We start from the raw sequence: 15,693 nt of genomic DNA on the forward strand, positions 1-15,693 counted from the left end.
CCGCCGCAGTACCCCCATACACATTGATGACAACACCATCATCAGACGCACACGACACAAGACTTAAAGAGAGCGCTCCGGCCGCTGAGATAGCAGCGCAACGCTGCCATCTGCGCGAGCGCGTTCTGTGGAACCGAGGTTCCATGTACTGGCTCCTAACTTTGCACTCACGATCGACATGTGAGTGAGGGATAAAGGCGCGAATGTCCTTTCTTCGAATGTTCTGAAGCTTGAGTTGGCGTTGTAGTCAGCCGTGCAAGCGCCGCCCCAGCTCGTTGCTTCGGCAGCCCCGGTCGGCCCGTCGGTGAAGACTGGTGATGCAGGCGCTGAGCGCCATCAGAGCGCGGAGGGTGTGCTCCGCAGGTCCTGCTGAGAGTAGTTATCGTATATGTGCTCTATGCCACGCAAGCGTTTTCCGTAAGCGTTTGCGTTACTATAACTAAGACACCACGGTGGCTGTCAAGGGTTGAACGGAGCGCAAATCTGATGCCACGCTCTCATGAGGTGACAATGGCCGACGTTGCCCGCGCGGCTGGTGTCTCTCTCGCCACGGTGTCGCGGGTACTCAGTAATGCGCCTGGCGTTGGCGCTGCTACTCGGGCGAGGGTGCGCGGCGAAGCGGAGCGCCTCGCCTATGTTGTATCTCCCGAGGCGTCTGGCCTCGCCCGCGGAACGACACAGAGGGTTGCGGTCCTCGTCCCGAGGGTTACCCGATGGTTCCACGCGGCGATGCTTGAAACCATCGAAAGCGAACTGCGCACAAGGGGAATAGACGTCCTCTTGTATCAGGTCGAGCAGTCGGAGCTGCGAACCCAGTTCTTTACCAACTTGCCTGCACGGCGAAAGGTCGATGTGGTGCTGCTGATCTCGCTTCCGCTTGACGAACGGGAAGCAGAGCGGCTTGCGGACCTCAAGGTTCACGTAGTGGTCGCTGGCGGTCAGATTCTGGATTACCCGTACGTGATGATCGACGACCACACTGCCGCGCGAGCGGCAACTGACTATCTCACCAGCCTGGGGCATGAACGAATCGCCACGATCACGGTCAATGATCCCGCTTCGCTGTACTATTCTTCGGCCGCTGCGCGCCTTCGGGGTTACACGGACAGTCTCGCTGCCGCCGGCCTGGAGGTCCGGCCGGAATACATCGTTCGGCTGCCTTACAGAGCCGAATCCGGATGCGAAGGTATCCGCCGGCTTCTCGGGCTCGACGAGCCGCCCACCGCTGTCGTCACCTACTCCGACGAGATTGCGCTCGGCGCGCTGCGTGAGCTTCAGCGGGGCGGAGTCCGAGTGCCCGGCGACGTATCCCTCACAGGCTTTGACGGGCACCCGATGGCAAAACTCTTCGGAATCACCACCATCGATCAACAGATCGCGGAGCAGGCGAGGGTGGCGGCCCGGATGGCAATCGACTTGATGGGCCGGAAATCGGTCCGTCCGGCAGTGTTGGTTGGCACTGAGCTCGTGGTCGGAGACTCAACGGGTGCTCCGCCGCGGACGTAGGCGGCGCACCTGGGAGCGGCAAGGACGATCAAGATGTGTCACCGCTGTGGTCGACAGCGGCAGATCAGACGCCTTCGCACTCAAGTACTGCAGCCGCACTAACTGAGTCCGATTAGGCTGCTGAAGTCGATGCAGAGGGATCCCTGGCAGCCGGGATCTTCTGGCGCGGTGTATGTGATTGTCACACTGGGGGACTCGGTGCTTTGGGCAATCCCGGTGGAATCGCCGAGGGAGGAACCTCCACCTCCGCCGCCGCCTCCTTGAGCCTCGTTCGAGCCGCCGCCGCCCCCGCCGCCGTAAAAGCCACCTCCTCCGCCGCCGCCCGCAGGGCCAAATCCGAGACCGCCTGTGCCGCCGATACCGAGGACGCCACTTGCGCCGTCACGGAAAGGGGAAGTAACTCCCGCGCCTCCGCTACCTCCCGTAGTATCGGTTCCCGCCTCGCCGCCCTGACCGGACGCGTTGCCTCCGTTGTCTCCAGCGTCCCCGCCAGGGGCGGAGCCCGCGCCGCCGTTGGCACCGCCACCACCTCCGCCTGCGGCGATGATGAGTCGGGAGTCCAGATCGGCAGCATCCGTGCGCACATCGGACGCACCGCCGCCGCCCCCGCCAGCGGTGCCTCCGGCGCCTCCGCTGGCACCGCCATTCACCCCGCCTGCACCCGGTGATATAGGCGCGCCATCTGCACCGTTACCGCCGACGAAAACGAAAAGTGGGCCCGACAAACCGCTCAGCGTGCTGGTAGCGGTTCCCGCTAAACCGCCAGCTCCGCCAGCGAGTCCACCGCCGTCTGAGCCGTTGCCGCCATGACCACCGACAGCCGATATTTCGAGTGTGTCCACCCCCGCCGGAATCTCAAAAACATGGGCCCCAGGGGTGTCGTAAACGCATGTCACCTCGCCAGCTGTCTGCGTGCATTCGGCGGGCAACTGAGCGGTCGCGGTGGCCGGGAACGCGAGCACTGCGGCAGTGAGGATGCCCGTAGGGACGACGCCGCGAAGCACCGTCGTGCGTCGACGAGTAAGACGGGTACTTCGCGGCATCTCCATGACGTTCTCCACATCTGATCCGGGGTCCCATGACTTCGGCGAATGTGGTTACGCTAGCGATCCGCCGCAATGACGTCCGGTGAATTCCGAAATTGACGCGATATCGACACGGCGTCACGAGCAGGGCAGCAACCTCACTCCACTGTCATATCGTCCTGTGACCAGAACGCCCGCATGCTTGTGATCTTGCCGTCGTCATTGAACGTCATGACGTCGATGGGGTGCACTGTGATCGTCTGCTCGCCAGCCTTGGCCACCACTCTCAGCCCAAACGCCGCGCTGTTGCCGGCGACGCGCACACCTTGGTGTTCGGCGGCGATGTCTGCTTGGCACACCGTGGCGTAGAACTTTTCGATCGCATCGCGGCCTTCATGCAGGGGTGTGCCAACGGGATCTTCGACCGTCGCGTCAGCCGTGTAGAGGTCCGCGATGTCGGATGCGGACCCCGCAGTGAGTCGTTTCGCATATTGTGCGACGGTTTCGCGAATCTGTTCAGGTGTAGCCATGTTTCATCCTTCCGTGAGTTTGCTGAGTTCTGCGAGCCGGATTTCGGCGTCGGTGATGATGCGGCCGACGAGATCGGCGACGGTGGGGACGTCCTCGATCATGCCCACCACCTGTCCCGAGGCGAGGACACCCGCGTCGGTGTTGCCGTCCACAAGACCGGCCCGCAAGAGCATGGGTGTGTTCGCTGCCATCATGAGTTGCGACCACGTCAGGTTGTTTTCGCGTTTTGTGGCGAGCCCTTCCCGAACCAGCCCGCGCCACGAAACCCCGGTGAGGCTCTGGAAACGTTTCGTGTTGCGGGCGGCATGCGCGAGGCCCCGGACCGGTCCGGATTGTTCGAGATGATTGACCAGCGACGTGCGGAGCACTCGGTGCGGCATGCCATCGACCTTGCGGGTCACGACTGTGTCGTTGAGGCTGCGGGCGAGGTACTCGCGCTTCACTTCTTCCGGCACAGTGCTTTCCTGCGTCAGTAAGAAGCGTGTACCCATGCCGATACCCGCGGCACCATACGCGAGCGCCGCCGCGAGACCGCGTCCGTCGAAGAACCCGCCGGCCGCGATCACCGGGATATCGACCGCGTCGAGCACGGATGGCAACAGGAGCGTGGTTGCGACGCCACCGGTATGGCCTCCGCCTTCACCACCTTGCACGAGGACGGCGTCGGCGCCCCAGCTCGCGACCTTTTCCGCGTGCCTGGCCGCGCCGACTGACGGAATGACGACGATCCCGGCGTCCTTGAGCTTGCCGATCATGGCCTGATTGGGGGCGAGTGCGAACGACGCGACACGCACCCCCTCTCGGATGAGCAGGTCGACCCGCTGATGCGCGTCTTCAGCATCGGCGCGCAGGTTCACTCCGAACGGTGCGTCGGTACGCTCCTTCGTCTCGTGGATCGCTCGCGCCAGTTCGTCATACGTCATCGTCGCGGAAGCGAGGATGCCAAGCGCACCTGCTTGCGCACTGGCTGTCACGAGCCGCGGGCCAGCTACCCAGCCCATACCTGTCTGGACGATCGGGTGCCGCACGCCCACGAGGTCAGTGAGTGCGGTGCGTAACGTCATGCACGGACCTCCTTGTCGCGCAGATTTTTTGGATCGAGGACGTTGCGGATGAGGTGCAGTTCCTCGTCCGTCGGCATTCGGGTTTCGGTAACGCTGGACTTGTCCAGTGCGAAACCGGTGTTTGCGGTTATTTCGTCAAGCGTGACACCGGGATGTGCCGACACGACGCGCATTGACCGGTCGGGTGTTTCGAAGTCGAATACTCCGAGGTTAGTGACGACCCTGTGCACATCGTGGAATGCGGTCGCGGCTGGTCCCGCCTTCTGCGCGTTGTCGTATCCGACCCCAGACACGACGTCGACGGCGTCGACGAAGACGCGTGTGGAATGACGCGGCACCCAATAGCTCGTCCGGTGGTTGACGGTGTTGCCGGGGCCGCCGCGCACCCCGAGCAGTTGCCGGGTGGGCCGGGAATGGTCCCCAATGGCGGAGATGTTCTGGTTGCCGAAGCGATCGATCTGGCTCGCGCCCATAATGACGTGGCGTTTACCGTGCGGGACGATGACGTCGAGCATTTTCTTGAACGGCTGCCAACCCTCGATGACCTTCTGGCCCGCGTCAGACTCGGGGGTGAGGAGGTAGGCCTCTCCGTCGGAGAGCAGCAGGTCCGGCGCGAATGTCTGGCGCGCGAGTTTCGCCCCGAGCTGGGGCACCAATCCCATTGGGCTGGCCACGATTTCGCCGTCACCGTGGAAGAGTTCAGCGCAGGCGACCACGGCGATTTCTGCACGGGTGGCGTCACTCATGCGGCTTCCTCCCTCAGTTTCGTGACCTCAGCCTGGTAACTCGCTTCGTCACCGACAAGGAAGCGGTCGTGAAATTCGCGCCACCCCTCTGCTGTTTTGCCGCTTTCGGCGTAGCGGCGCTGGAACGTCTCGTCCCGACCGTAATCGGGGTAGCACGACGTGAAGTGAGCACCATTCGGGGCTTCGACGACCCCGGCGACTGCGCTGCGGTTCAGCAACAGTGTCTGGACTGGTTTGCCCCGCGTGAGTTCATCTGTCGGGATGACCTTTTCGGCTGACACGAAGCATCGATCCGCGGCAAGTGCGAAGTCATCGTCAAAATAAGGGTCTGGGCCAAGGTATTGAGCGTTGCCGTGTATGTCGGCGCGGTTCATGTGGACGAGCGCAACGTCGAGCCGCAGCGCGGGCATCGCGATGAGTTCCTCGTCGGAATAGGGCGAGCGAACCGTTTTAAGATCAGGATTTGTCGTGACGACGCTCGAACCCAAGCCAGCACGAATCGGCAAGAACGGCAGCCGTTTTGCTGCCGCTGACAGTCCGGCGGCGAACATTCCTTCGTCGTACTCGGCGACAATCAGCTTTCCGTCTTGCCGTGCTCGGCAAAAGTGCGGATCGAGCGGGATCGAGTCGAGCGTGACGAAGCCGAACACGAGCTTTTTGATTCGCCCCGCGGCGGCAAGAAGACCGACATCAGGTCCGCCGTAGGAAACGATGGTGAGGTCCTTCAGCTCAGAACGCAGGATTGCCCGCACCAGAGCCATCGGCTTGCGGCGCGACCCCCACCCACCGATCCCGATTGTCATCCCGTCTTCGAGTTCGCCGACGACCTGGTCGAGCGTCATGCGCTTGTCAGCCATTCACGTTCTCCCCATTCGTGTTTCCGCCTGTGCGAGCGAGGAACTCCTGGCGTGCGCCGTCAGACACCCCGGCAAGGTTGAGTTCGAACGTGAAGCCCTGCTCGTACCGGTAACTGCGGTGGACAGGCTGCGGGTCGATGCCGTTGATTGCTTCCTTCGCCTTGCGGATGACGCGGGTGTCTTTGGCAGCGATCGCGCGAGCAACCTCGAGCGCCGCTTCATCGAGTTCATCGCGGGGGACGACACGGTAGACAGAGCCGTGGTGCAGCAGTTGTTGCGCGGTGACAGTACCGGCCGTGTAGTAAAGAGCCCGCATCAAATGCTGGGGGACCAGCCGGGCCAGGTGTGTTGCTGCGCCCAGTGCGCCCCGGTCGACTTCAGGAAGACCGAAAGTCGCATCGTCTGAAGCGACGACGATATCGGCATTGCCGACGAGACCGATGCCGCCACCGAGGCAGTACCCATTTACGGCGGCGATCACTGGGACCTTGCAGTCGTAGACCGCTGCGAACGCGGCCGCGCATCCGTGATTAGCTCCAATGAGTGCTTCGTATCCCGCGCTGCGCTCGATCTCTTTGATGTCCACTCCGGCGTTGAACCCGCGCCCTTCAGCGCGAAGGACAACCACATGGCAGTCAGGATCGTTGCCCGCGGTGGTAATCGCGCTGGCGACGTCGAACCACCCCTGCACGGTCAGGGCGTTGACGGGTGGCGCGTTCATCGTCACCACGCGGATGTGTTTCCCGGTGTGGACCGAACTGACGGCTGCTGCCATATTTACCTCCGCTACCAAACCTAACACTTGCTTGGTACGGTAGCAGGGAACCGGTCCAACCGGTAGGCGAGAGTTTGGAGGTTCACTATGTCGGCACCGTCCTTCGGCCTCGACGGGGCCGTTGTACTTGTGACGGGAGGAGTTCGCGGAGTCGGGGCTGGAATCACCCGGACATTCCTGCGGCTCGGTGCGACTGTCGTGTGCTGCGCGCGAAACGAACCAGGTGAGCCGGTCCAGGCGGCAGGACGCAACGCGGAATTTCTGCCGTGCGACGTCCGGGATGACCAGTCTGTCGCCGACCTTGTCGACAGCATCATCGACCGGCACGGCAAGATCGATGTCGCAGTCAACAATGCTGGCGGGGCACCATACGCGCTTGCGGCAGATGCTTCGCCGCGATTTCACCAGAAGGTTGTCGGCTTAAACCTGTTGGCGCCCCTCTCTGTCGCACAGCACGCCAACAGGTACATGCAGGCTCAGGAGCACGGTGGTTCCATCGTCAATATCTGCAGCGTGAGCGGCACTAGGCCGTCACCGGGTACTGCCGCGTATGGAGCGGCAAAGGCCGGGCTCGACAACCTCACTTCGAGCCTCGCTGTGGAATGGGCACCGAAGGTCCGCGTCAATGCGCTGCGCGTCGGCATGGTGCGCACCGAACTTTCGTCCCTGCACTACGGAGACGACGACGGGATCGCCGCGGTCGGCGCGACTGTGCCGCTGGGGCGCTTGGCAGAGCCGGAGGAGATCGGAATGTGCGCGGCGTTTCTCGCCTCGCCCCTCGCCTCATACGTCACCGGTGCAGCACTTGAAGTCCACGGAGGCGGGGAACGGCCAGCCTTCCTCGCCGCAGCATCAGTGAATAACGCACATATCGGAGGGAATCAATGAGCGGCATCGCCGACGGGCGGATCGTCATCGTGACCGGAGCGGGACGGGGAATAGGCCGGGCTCACGCTCGCGCCTTCGCGGCGGAAGGTGCGAGTGTCGTGGTCAACGACATCGGCGTCGCAACGGACGGTTCGGACCCTTCGTCCGCTCCAGCGCAGCAGGTTGTTGATGAGATAATGGCCGCGGGCGGCAGTGCGGTCGCCAACACCGACGACATCGCAGATTGGGACGGCGCAAGCAGACTCATCCAGGCCGCGGTCGACACCTTCGGCGGTCTCGACGTGCTGGTTAACAACGCCGGCTTCCTGCGCGACCGTATGCTCGTGAACCTCAGTGAGGAGGAATGGGATGCGGTCATGCGGGTGCACCTCAAAGGGCACTTCGCTCCCATGCGGCATGCGGCTTCATACTGGCGCAACGAAGCTAAAGCCGGGAGTCAGCGTGACGCCCGGATCATCAACACCAGCTCCGGCGCCGGTTTGCTCGGCAGCGTCGGGCAGGGCAACTACTCGGCAGCTAAAGCGGGCATAGCGAGCCTGACGCTCGTCGCCGCAGCCGAGTTCGCGCGCTACGGGGTGACGGTCAATGCGATCGCCCCCGCAGCGCGTACCCGGATGACAGAGCAGACCTTCGCGGACATGATGGCGAAGCCAGGTGAGGGTTTCGACACGATGGCCCCAGAGAATGTTTCCCCGCTAGTGGTGTGGCTAGGCAGCAGCGAATCGTCCGACGTTACGGGGCGGGTGTTTGAAGTCGAAGCGGGCAAAGTGTCAGTTGCGCAAGGCTGGCGGCACGGCCCGGCGCGGGACAAGGGGGAACGCTGGGCGCCAGCGGAACTCGGGCCCGTCATCAAAGAGTTGCTCTCTGAGGCTGCCGACCCCGAACCCGTGTACGGCACGCACGCATGAACGACATGTTCGCCCCCGCGCGGATTGGTCCAGTTACGTTGCGTAACCGCGTGATTAAAGCCGCGACATTTGAGGGACGCACCCCAGACGCGCTCGTGACAGATGATCTGATCGACTTCCATTGTGCGGTCGCTGCGGGTGGGGTCGGCATGACGACAGTCGCGTACTGTGCGGTGGCGCCCGAAGGGCGAACCCAGCGCGAGCAGTTGTGGATGCGGCCCGAAGCCCTGCCGGGCCTGCGCCGTCTCACCGATGCGGTGCACCGCGAGGGCGCGGCGATTTCGGCGCAGATAGGGCATGCGGGTCCTGTCGCGAACGAGAAGTCCACGCGACTGCGGGCAGTTTCTCCGTCGCGGATGTTCAGCCCGCTCAGTATGCGTCCGGTGCGTGCAGCCGGAATCGGTGACATCCGCCGGATCATCGGCGCGCACGCCCAGGCGGCGCGTATCGCGGTCGATGCAGGATTCGATGCGGTCGAGATCCACTTCGGTCACAACTACTTTGTGAGTTCGTTCCTGAGCCCGCGGCTGAACCGGCGACGCGATGAGTACGGCGGCGGCCTGCCGAACCGGGCGCGACTAGCGCGGGAGATTGCGGAAGCGGTGCGGATCGCAGTTGGCGACTCCATCGCGGTGCTCGCCAAGCTTAATATGAATGACGGTGTGCCAGGAGGGTTCTGGCTGGATGAAGCGATCCAGGTCGCGAAATGGCTGGACGTGGACGGTCATCTCGATGCGCTGCAATTGACGGCAGGGAGCTCACTGCTCAACCCGATGTACTTGTTCAAGGGTGATGCCCCAGTGCGGGAGTTCGCGGCTGCGATGCCGCAGCCTATGCGGCTCGGGATTCGGCTCGGCGGGCGGGCGTTCCTCAAGGCTTACCCATACCGCGATCTTTTCCTGCTTGACCAGGCCAGACAGGTCAGAGCTGCAGTGCGGATGCCGCTCGTGCTGCTCGGCGGGGTCACAGACCGAGCTTCGATGGACACCGCGATGGCGGAGGGTTTCGAATTCGTCGCGATCGCGCGGGCACTGTTGCGGGAACCGGATTTGATCAACCGTCTGAAGGAAAACCCGACCGCGCAGTCACTGTGCATTCACTGCAACAAGTGCATGCCGACAATCTTCACGCGTACTCGGTGTGTCCTGAACTGTGTCGAACGGGTTGACGAGATTTGACGATCGCGCGGCACCATCTCAGTTACACGGCTGAGATGGGATTTCGGGTGCCGCGGTTGCCAGGTCCAGTTACGCATGTCTGACCCTATAGCATGCAGTGCTATAGTTCGCGTATGCCTGTACAGTCTGATCTGCTGCGTCAGGTGATGTCTGAGACTGGCACCACCCAGTCCGCGCTGTCACGGGTCAGCGGAGTGAAGCAGCCGAGCATCAGCAAGTTTCTAGCCGGACGCGTCGAGATGAGCGACAGCATGCTCGACCGGCTGCTTTCCTGTATGGGATATCGCCTTGAGGTTGATCGGCGGGCAACAAGGCCCGAGCTAGCGCGCTCTGTGGAGCGGTCCTGGCGACTGCACCGCCAACTCGCCACGCACCTGGATCGGCAGACTCTGAATGAGTGGGCGCCGGCGATTCAGCGAAATCTGAAACGGCTGATTGAAAACGTTCAGGGGCAGCCACATGAGCGGAACTTACAGGCATGGAGGAAGCTCGTCGACAGCGGAGACGTGCCTGGGCTGCGGCGGGTAATGACTGGCCTGGATACTGCGTCGATTGAGATGCGTGAGGTGTCCCCGATGGGCGGGCTGCTGTCGCAATCGGAGCGATCCGGAGTGCTTGGCAAGGCGGGCTGATGCGGCTCGACCAGTTGGAGCACGCGATCCGTGCGGCGTGCCAGATTGTCGGGCAGCCAGCTGTGATCGTGATCGGGTCCCAAGCGATCCTGGGTACCTATCGCGAGGACCAGCTTCCACCTGAGGCGACGATGTCAACCGAGGTCAACACTCTTCCAGTGACAGACGACAACTCGGAGGGGGCGCAGCTAGCGGACATGATCGAGGGTGTTGCCGGTGAGTGGTCCCTGTATGAGGAACAGCATGGTTTCAGTATCGATGGTGTCGATGTCACGACTGCGATCCTTCCCGACGGCTGGCGCGATCGCCTGGTTAAGGTGCAGAATCCGAATACCGCCGCGCCTTCTGGCTCGCCGCAATATATCGGCTGGTGTCTCGACAAGGAGGATCTCTGTGTCGCGAAGCTTTGCGCATACCGCGAAAAGGACCTCAACTTCGTCCGTGCCTTGCTCCGAGCTCGGCTGGTCGACAGTGAGCTGATAGCGGACCGCCTCCTCACAGTGCCTGAACAGCGCACATTCGCTGTGGAGCGTGCGCGCGTGGCTGCGAGCGTAGTGCGTCAAGGCGCCACCTACGACAACAGCCCGCGCTTCTGTGCCTCGAGAACAGCTTTCGTCCGGCTGTCGACTCCGAGTTTTGAAAAGATCTGCACGAGATGTGATTTCACGGTTGCCTCGGAAACCGACAGGCGCCGCGCGATGTCACGGTTAGAGCCGCCCCGCGCGAGTTCGGTGATGATCTCGAGTTCACGCGGGGTAAGCGCCGTATCTGATCCGGTGACGCGGTTGAGAAGCCGTGAAGCGACCGGGGCAGCCAGCACTGTTTCGCCGCGCGCAGTAGCCCGAATCGCGCGCGCAAGCTCGGCGGGATGCGCGTCTTTGAGCAAGTAGCCAGTTGCGCCTGCATCGACCGCGCGGACAATGTTCGCGTCGTCTTCATACGTGGTGAGCACGAGCACTCGCGGTGCGTTCGGCAGCCGCCGAATCAGCTGTGTCGCCCTCGCCCCGTCGGTTCCGTCACCGAGATTGAGATCCATGAGAATCACGTCAGGTCTGGTTGACTGAATAATGGTCAGTGCCTCTGCGGCGGTAGCCGCTTCACCACAGATTTCGATGTCTCCGTTGGGATGGAGAACGGCAGCGAGCCCGGCTCGCACAACGGGGTGGTCGTCGACCAGCACAACACGGATCATGGCGCCTCGATCGGGATGCGGGCTGTGACGGTCGAACCAGCGCCCGACTCGGATGTGACAGTGAGCGTGCCGCCCTGTTCTTCGATCCGCGAGGTGAGGCCAGCGAGCCCGTACCCGCTGCCGTCAGGGCGAGGAACCTTCGTCGAGGCAGCGTCGAATCCACACCCGTCGTCGCTGATGCTGACCTCCGCGCACGTGTCGGTAACCGCTAGGCGGATGAGCACATGGGATGCGCTGGCATGCCGAACCGCATTTGCCAGCGCTTCTTGGGTCACACGGAGCAACGCAACTTTGTGCGGAACAGGGAGTGGCCGATTCCACTCCTGCTGCTCAACGGTCACCGGCAGCCCCAGCTGCCGGGTGCGTTCTGCCGCGGACAGGATCGCTTCGGGAAGCGTAGCGCCGTCAGTCGTGGCGAAACCGCGGATGAAGCCCCGGGTTTGTGCCAGCGCGTCCTGAGCGGTGTCGAGAGCGACGTCCAACTGCCTCCGGTGCGGGTGAGTCTCGGGCGTATGGGTGAGCGCGGATCGGAGCAACATAGTGATCGACGTGAGGCTTTGCGCCACCGTATCGTGCAGTTCCCGGCCCAGCCTTTCCCGCTCATAAAGCTGCCCCGCTTCATGTTCGCGCGCTGACAGTTCTTTCTGAACCCGTATAAGTTGTTCGGACTGACGACGGATCTGGTGGTAGACCTCGGTGATCGCCACCGCGGTCGCGATACCAATAACCGGCCCGAGCACGGCCGCTGCCTGCAACTGGTCGTGGTGCCACGCGAACGATGCCACTGATCCAGCGGCAATTGTGAGCACCAGTGGCAGCGCCGCCTTCCACGGCAGCACATGCCAGGTGAGAACAGTAAGTAAAAAAGCCAGCCACACGAATGCGGGGCTTAGTGCGATCAACGTGGCCCAGCCGAGGAGCAACACCACCAGCCAGAGCCTGGTTTGGGTGTCGTTGCGCTCGTCGAGCCGCAGCGAGACCAGATACCACCCTCCGAAAACGACAGCCGCGGCCACGGTGGCCGCATCGCCGATCGACTGCACGATCCCTACAGTCAGCAGCACAGCGAAAAGAATGCCCCCAGCGAGGCGTGCTGTCCGATCGGAAAGAGTTCGCGGCATTCCACGATTATTGCTGCCGGGCGAAGCCCGGTCCCTCCAACTTTCGATGGAGAAAGATCTCACCGTTTGCGCGAAGCCGCACGTACCTCTCCTTAGCGAATCTGTCAGCAACAGTTTCGGACCACGAAAAGGAAGCACGATGAAGAGTTCGCTGGCGTTCATCGGCCTGCGGGATATCGCATTTGCCCGCGGCCGGTTCACGCTCATCACAACGGTGATCGCGATGATGGCTTTGATGGTTGTAGCGTTGTCTGCGCTCACCAATGGCCTTGCTGGGCAATCAGTGTCCGGAGTGGAACGGCTTCCGGGGGCGGCCCTCGTGGTGCAGCAGGCTCCCGATGGGGACGCCACAACACTCGCGCAGAGCAAGGTCGATGAGGGTGTCGCGGCTGGGTTGGATACCCCGGTGCTGTCCGCGCTCGGCGTGACGTCGGTGCAGCTCGCTCACGGGGACACGATGGTGGCAGCGACAGTATTCGGCGCTGAACCCGATCTGTTCCCCGCGGCCGATACGGGCGCACTGCCAGCTGACGGTGACGTTCTTCTCCCGGCGGCGGCTGCGGAGGAACTCGGCGCTGAAGCAGGGGACACCGTGATGATTGGCGACCACTCGCTGCGCGTGCGGGGAATCGGTCAGGCAGGGTTCTTCGCTCACACCCCGGTCGTTTACACAACGCTTGAAACCTGGCGTTCCCTCAATAGTGGCGACGACCTGAGCGCCATCATCACCACGGACGTTCCGGCGGCGGCACCGGCGGGAACAACTGTGGTTCCGATGGCAGACTCGGTAACACTTGTTCCAGGCTTCTCGGCGGAAAACGGCTCGCTGCGCGCCATGCAGGCGATGCTTCTCGTTATCTCCGCACTTGTCGTGGGTGCATTCTTCGCGGTGTGGACCGCGCAGCGGCAACGCGATCTCGCAGTGGTGCGCGCGATGGGGGGCACACGAGCGTACCTGCTCCGTGACGGCCTGATACAGGCGCTCATCGTGCTCGCTGCTGGGCAGATGGTTGGTGCAGCACTCGGCATCGCCCTGGCAGCCGCTGCATCTGCCGTGGTCCCGATCGAGCTGTCCTTCGCCGCTGTAGTTGCTCCCGTCGCGGGCATGACGATCCTCGGCCTCGTTGGCGCAGCGTTCGCGATCCGGAAAGTGACCACCGTTGACCCCCTCGTCGCGCTTCAGCGCTGACCAGAATGAAGGAAGTACTGCCATGAGCCTCGCTCTCCAAAATGTCACTCTGACCTATCCGGACGGGGACGGTCGCCTCACAGCTCTCGACAACGTGTGCCTCGACGTGCCACCAGGGGCGCTAGTGGCGGTCACCGGGCCATCCGGTTCCGGCAAGTCAAGCTTGCTGGCCGTCGCAGGCACGCTCGTTACACCAGATGAGGGGGATGTCGTGATAGCGGGCGCGAGCACGCGTTCGTTAAGTCAGAAGCAGCGCGCGAAGATGCGCCGTAACGAGATCGGGTTCGTCTTTCAACAGGACAACCTCCTGCCCGCCTTGACCGCACTAGATCAGCTCCTGCTGTCTGCTGACATGCGCGGCATGCGCGTGCGGGCGTTCCGTGACAAGGCCATTCGGCTGCTTGAAGAGGTCGGACTCGCTCACGCGGCACACCGTCGGCCTCACGAAATGTCCGGTGGAATGCGCCAGCGCGTCAATATCGCTCGCGCGCTCATGGCGGATCCCTCGCTGCTGCTCATCGATGAACCAACTGCATCGCTTGACTCCGAACGCGGCAAGGAGATCGTCGCCATGATCTGCGAGCTCGTGCGCACCCGCAAGCTCGCCGCAGTCCTCGTCAGCCACGACCTCAGCACGCTCACGGACGCGGACCGGATTGTGCAAATGAGGGACGGAAGGCTGAGTCGCGTCGGGATCGTAGCGAGCTGAGGGGTACGTATACGCGATAGCCTGGATAGTGATCTTGATCCCGACTCAGGAGGGCTAGTGGCGCTCAGTGAAACCCGCGTACTGAAGTTTCCCGGTGTTCGGTCATTGCGGCGCCCTGGGCCTCCCGAGTTTGATCTGCGGTTCGCAGTTGAAGGCCCCGAAGACGGTCACCGGGTCCTTGTCTTCCCTGGCGGTCCAGGGCTCGCGTCGATTCTTCCGTACCACCGGTTGAGGAAACGGTTCGCGGCGGCAGGGTACAGAATCGCCATGATCGAACATCGTGGGGTGGGCGCATCGCGCCGATGCGTCGAGGGGAGCGATCTTCCGCTGTCGGCGCTCACTGTGGACGCTGTCATCGACGACGCACTTGCCGTGCTTGACGAGCTGGGCTGGGACGAGGTGCTCGTCTATGGGACGTCCTACGGGGGATGGTTGGCGCAGAGGCTCGCGATCGCCGCACCACAGCGGGTTCAGGGAGTGGTACTCGACTCCACGTTTTCGTCCGCTGATGATCACGAGGAACGCCGGCGGGCTGTGCGTGCCCTCGTAACCGGGGACGGCCCATTAACTGCGGAGGTTGACGAGCTGGTCCGCAGTGGCCGGGTCTCTGAGCGGCAGATCGTTAACGTCGTGGCCCCCGTGTACGAGTTCGGTGGGGTAGAGCTGGCACGAAAGATGCTGCAGGCGAGACTTACTGGCCAGCAGTGGGCGTGGAACTTCGTGGCAAGACTGGCCGACAACGAGATCGGGAAGACGCAGCCGTACCTGCTGGAATACGACTTGGTCGGCGTGATTATGCATCGCGAAGTGGATAGTTCACAGCCGGATGGTCAGCCATTCGACCCCATTGAGTTGTTCGCGCCGATGGCCGAGAAGTTCGGCCCGTATCCAGGTGAACCGCAAAACCTGCGGCCCGCACTGGCCGTGCTTGACTGCCCGGTGGGCGTGGTGCACGGTGCACGGGATATGCGGTCACCACGCGTGGTCGCGGAGCGGCTCGCATATTCATGTCCAAATGTGACGCTTGTTGTCTTCACGGACACCGGGCATAGCCTTCTGGATTCGAGGCCCCGAGCCGCTGTGGAGATCACTGACGCAGTGCGGCAGCGAGAGCTCAGCTCGGTCGCAGAACGAACCGCTGAACTCGAACGGCGGAGCCGATTCTCGCTGAGACTGGTCATGCCGCGACTGATCTCGTCGTTGCTGACGGTGGAGGGGGTGTTGCACCGGGTTCGCATTCGGCGCTGACCGTAGCTGTGCCTGTGCGCCCTTCACACGGCCGTTACAGCAGCGTCACCACCAGAAAAAGTGCGCTTCGTAGCCTGCATTCAGTCTGCAATAGCGACTCTTGTTACTAGTACAGGTGGTGGGG

At 62.9% G+C, this 15,693-nt stretch carries 16 protein-coding genes and 1 pseudogene; 9 read left to right on the forward strand and 8 right to left on the reverse strand.

Annotated features, from left to right (window positions below; genetic code table 11):
- Positions 1 to 486 precede the first annotated feature (486 nt).
- A complete protein-coding gene (locus ONR57_RS20355; RefSeq protein WP_265125537.1) occupies positions 487 to 1,506 on the forward strand; it encodes a LacI family DNA-binding transcriptional regulator in 1,020 nt (339 codons plus the stop codon).
- Positions 1,507 to 1,604: 98 nt separating this feature from the next.
- On the opposite strand, the gene ONR57_RS20360 is transcribed toward ONR57_RS20355, so the two are convergent.
- The 6 genes from ONR57_RS20360 to ONR57_RS20385 all read right to left on the reverse strand — a co-directional run bounded on the left by ONR57_RS20360 (position 1,605) and on the right by ONR57_RS20385 (position 6,504).
- Positions 1,605 to 2,555: a hypothetical protein gene (locus tag ONR57_RS20360; RefSeq protein ID WP_265125538.1), complete on the reverse strand. Its 951-nt coding sequence runs from the start codon at positions 2,553 to 2,555 to the stop codon at positions 1,605 to 1,607.
- A 134-nt stretch (positions 2,556 to 2,689) separates the two neighbouring features.
- The gene (locus ONR57_RS20365; protein ID WP_265125539.1) at positions 2,690 to 3,061 is read right to left on the reverse strand and encodes a nuclear transport factor 2 family protein; all 372 of its coding nucleotides are present in this window, start codon (positions 3,059 to 3,061) and stop codon (positions 2,690 to 2,692) included.
- 3 nt (positions 3,062 to 3,064) lie between these two features.
- Entirely contained in the window at positions 3,065 to 4,126 is a 1,062-nt protein-coding gene (locus ONR57_RS20370) for a nitronate monooxygenase family protein (protein ID WP_265125540.1), read from the reverse strand.
- Positions 4,123 to 4,872: a CoA-transferase subunit beta gene (locus ONR57_RS20375; protein ID WP_265125541.1), complete on the reverse strand. Its 750-nt coding sequence runs from the start codon at positions 4,870 to 4,872 to the stop codon at positions 4,123 to 4,125. The genes ONR57_RS20370 and ONR57_RS20375 overlap by 4 nt, the downstream gene beginning before the upstream one ends.
- Complete coding sequence (locus tag ONR57_RS20380; RefSeq protein ID WP_265125542.1) at positions 4,869 to 5,729, reverse strand: CoA transferase subunit A; 861 nt, start codon at positions 5,727 to 5,729, stop codon at positions 4,869 to 4,871. The genes ONR57_RS20375 and ONR57_RS20380 overlap by 4 nt, the downstream gene beginning before the upstream one ends.
- Complete coding sequence (locus tag ONR57_RS20385; RefSeq protein ID WP_265125543.1) at positions 5,722 to 6,504, reverse strand: enoyl-CoA hydratase family protein; 783 nt, start codon at positions 6,502 to 6,504, stop codon at positions 5,722 to 5,724. The genes ONR57_RS20380 and ONR57_RS20385 overlap by 8 nt, the downstream gene beginning before the upstream one ends.
- An 87-nt stretch (positions 6,505 to 6,591) precedes the next feature.
- Here ONR57_RS20385 and ONR57_RS20390 point away from each other — a divergent pair, with 87 nt between their 5' ends.
- From ONR57_RS20390 to ONR57_RS23425, 5 genes and pseudogenes are all read left to right on the forward strand, one after another.
- Positions 6,592 to 7,392, forward strand: coding sequence for an SDR family oxidoreductase (locus tag ONR57_RS20390; protein WP_265125544.1), 801 nt, complete (start codon positions 6,592 to 6,594; stop codon positions 7,390 to 7,392).
- Complete coding sequence (locus ONR57_RS20395; protein ID WP_265125545.1) at positions 7,389 to 8,300, forward strand: SDR family oxidoreductase; 912 nt, start codon at positions 7,389 to 7,391, stop codon at positions 8,298 to 8,300. Before ONR57_RS20390 ends, ONR57_RS20395 begins: the two co-directional genes overlap by 4 nt.
- Positions 8,297 to 9,478, forward strand: a complete 1,182-nt coding sequence (locus tag ONR57_RS20400) for an NADH:flavin oxidoreductase (protein WP_265125546.1) — start codon at positions 8,297 to 8,299, stop codon at positions 9,476 to 9,478. The genes ONR57_RS20395 and ONR57_RS20400 overlap by 4 nt, the downstream gene beginning before the upstream one ends.
- A gap of 113 nt (positions 9,479 to 9,591) precedes the next feature.
- A complete protein-coding gene (locus ONR57_RS20405) occupies positions 9,592 to 10,110 on the forward strand; it encodes a helix-turn-helix domain-containing protein (protein WP_265125547.1) in 519 nt (172 codons plus the stop codon).
- Positions 10,110 to 10,550 (forward strand): annotated as a pseudogene (locus ONR57_RS23425) (DUF6036 family nucleotidyltransferase); the annotation flags it as partial. The gene ONR57_RS20405 and the pseudogene ONR57_RS23425, both read left to right, overlap by 1 nt.
- 131 nt (positions 10,551 to 10,681) lie before the next feature.
- Here the strand turns inward: ONR57_RS23425 and ONR57_RS20415 are convergent.
- Together ONR57_RS20415 and ONR57_RS20420 are read right to left on the reverse strand one after the other, a co-directional pair.
- Entirely contained in the window at positions 10,682 to 11,302 is a 621-nt protein-coding gene (locus ONR57_RS20415; RefSeq protein WP_265125549.1) for a response regulator transcription factor, read from the reverse strand.
- A complete protein-coding gene (locus ONR57_RS20420; RefSeq protein ID WP_265125550.1) occupies positions 11,299 to 12,423 on the reverse strand; it encodes a sensor histidine kinase in 1,125 nt (374 codons plus the stop codon). The genes ONR57_RS20415 and ONR57_RS20420 overlap by 4 nt, the downstream gene beginning before the upstream one ends.
- A 139-nt stretch (positions 12,424 to 12,562) precedes the next feature.
- Between ONR57_RS20420 and ONR57_RS20425 the strand changes: the two genes are divergently transcribed.
- The 3 genes from ONR57_RS20425 to ONR57_RS20435 are packed head-to-tail and all read left to right on the forward strand — an operon-like array spanning position 12,563 to position 15,569.
- On the forward strand, positions 12,563 to 13,612 hold the full coding sequence (locus ONR57_RS20425; protein ID WP_265125551.1) for an ABC transporter permease: 1,050 nt from the start codon (positions 12,563 to 12,565) through the stop codon (positions 13,610 to 13,612).
- A 22-nt stretch (positions 13,613 to 13,634) separates the two neighbouring features.
- The gene (locus tag ONR57_RS20430; RefSeq protein WP_265125552.1) at positions 13,635 to 14,321 is read left to right on the forward strand and encodes an ABC transporter ATP-binding protein; all 687 of its coding nucleotides are present in this window, start codon (positions 13,635 to 13,637) and stop codon (positions 14,319 to 14,321) included.
- Positions 14,322 to 14,378: 57 nt separating this feature from the next.
- Positions 14,379 to 15,569: an alpha/beta hydrolase gene (locus tag ONR57_RS20435; RefSeq protein ID WP_265125553.1), complete on the forward strand. Its 1,191-nt coding sequence runs from the start codon at positions 14,379 to 14,381 to the stop codon at positions 15,567 to 15,569.
- Positions 15,570 to 15,693: the final 124 nt, after the last annotated feature.

Origin of the sequence: Hoyosella sp. YIM 151337 (assembly GCF_026041215.1) — a bacterium.
GTDB lineage: Bacteria > Actinomycetota > Actinomycetes > Mycobacteriales > Mycobacteriaceae > Hoyosella.

What these genes read in the sequence shown, in the direction of transcription:
- ONR57_RS20355 (WP_265125537.1), top strand. Translation starts at nt 487, where the DNA reads ATGCCACGCTCTCATGAGGTGACAATGGCCGACGTTGCCCGCGCGGCT.
- ONR57_RS20360 (WP_265125538.1), bottom strand. Translation starts at nt 2,555, where the DNA reads ATGGAGATGCCGCGAAGTACCCGTCTTACTCGTCGACGCACGACGGTG.
- ONR57_RS20365 (WP_265125539.1), bottom strand. Translation starts at nt 3,061, where the DNA reads ATGGCTACACCTGAACAGATTCGCGAAACCGTCGCACAATATGCGAAA.
- ONR57_RS20370 (WP_265125540.1), bottom strand. Translation starts at nt 4,126, where the DNA reads ATGACGTTACGCACCGCACTCACTGACCTCGTGGGCGTGCGGCACCCG.
- ONR57_RS20375 (WP_265125541.1), bottom strand. Translation starts at nt 4,872, where the DNA reads ATGAGTGACGCCACCCGTGCAGAAATCGCCGTGGTCGCCTGCGCTGAA.
- ONR57_RS20380 (WP_265125542.1), bottom strand. Translation starts at nt 5,729, where the DNA reads ATGGCTGACAAGCGCATGACGCTCGACCAGGTCGTCGGCGAACTCGAA.
- ONR57_RS20385 (WP_265125543.1), bottom strand. Translation starts at nt 6,504, where the DNA reads ATGGCAGCAGCCGTCAGTTCGGTCCACACCGGGAAACACATCCGCGTG.
- ONR57_RS20390 (WP_265125544.1), top strand. Translation starts at nt 6,592, where the DNA reads ATGTCGGCACCGTCCTTCGGCCTCGACGGGGCCGTTGTACTTGTGACG.
- ONR57_RS20395 (WP_265125545.1), top strand. Translation starts at nt 7,389, where the DNA reads ATGAGCGGCATCGCCGACGGGCGGATCGTCATCGTGACCGGAGCGGGA.
- ONR57_RS20400 (WP_265125546.1), top strand. Translation starts at nt 8,297, where the DNA reads ATGAACGACATGTTCGCCCCCGCGCGGATTGGTCCAGTTACGTTGCGT.
- ONR57_RS20405 (WP_265125547.1), top strand. Translation starts at nt 9,592, where the DNA reads ATGCCTGTACAGTCTGATCTGCTGCGTCAGGTGATGTCTGAGACTGGC.
- ONR57_RS20415 (WP_265125549.1), bottom strand. Translation starts at nt 11,302, where the DNA reads ATGATCCGTGTTGTGCTGGTCGACGACCACCCCGTTGTGCGAGCCGGG.
- ONR57_RS20420 (WP_265125550.1), bottom strand. Translation starts at nt 12,423, where the DNA reads ATGCCGCGAACTCTTTCCGATCGGACAGCACGCCTCGCTGGGGGCATT.
- ONR57_RS20425 (WP_265125551.1), top strand. Translation starts at nt 12,563, where the DNA reads ATGAAGAGTTCGCTGGCGTTCATCGGCCTGCGGGATATCGCATTTGCC.
- ONR57_RS20430 (WP_265125552.1), top strand. Translation starts at nt 13,635, where the DNA reads ATGAGCCTCGCTCTCCAAAATGTCACTCTGACCTATCCGGACGGGGAC.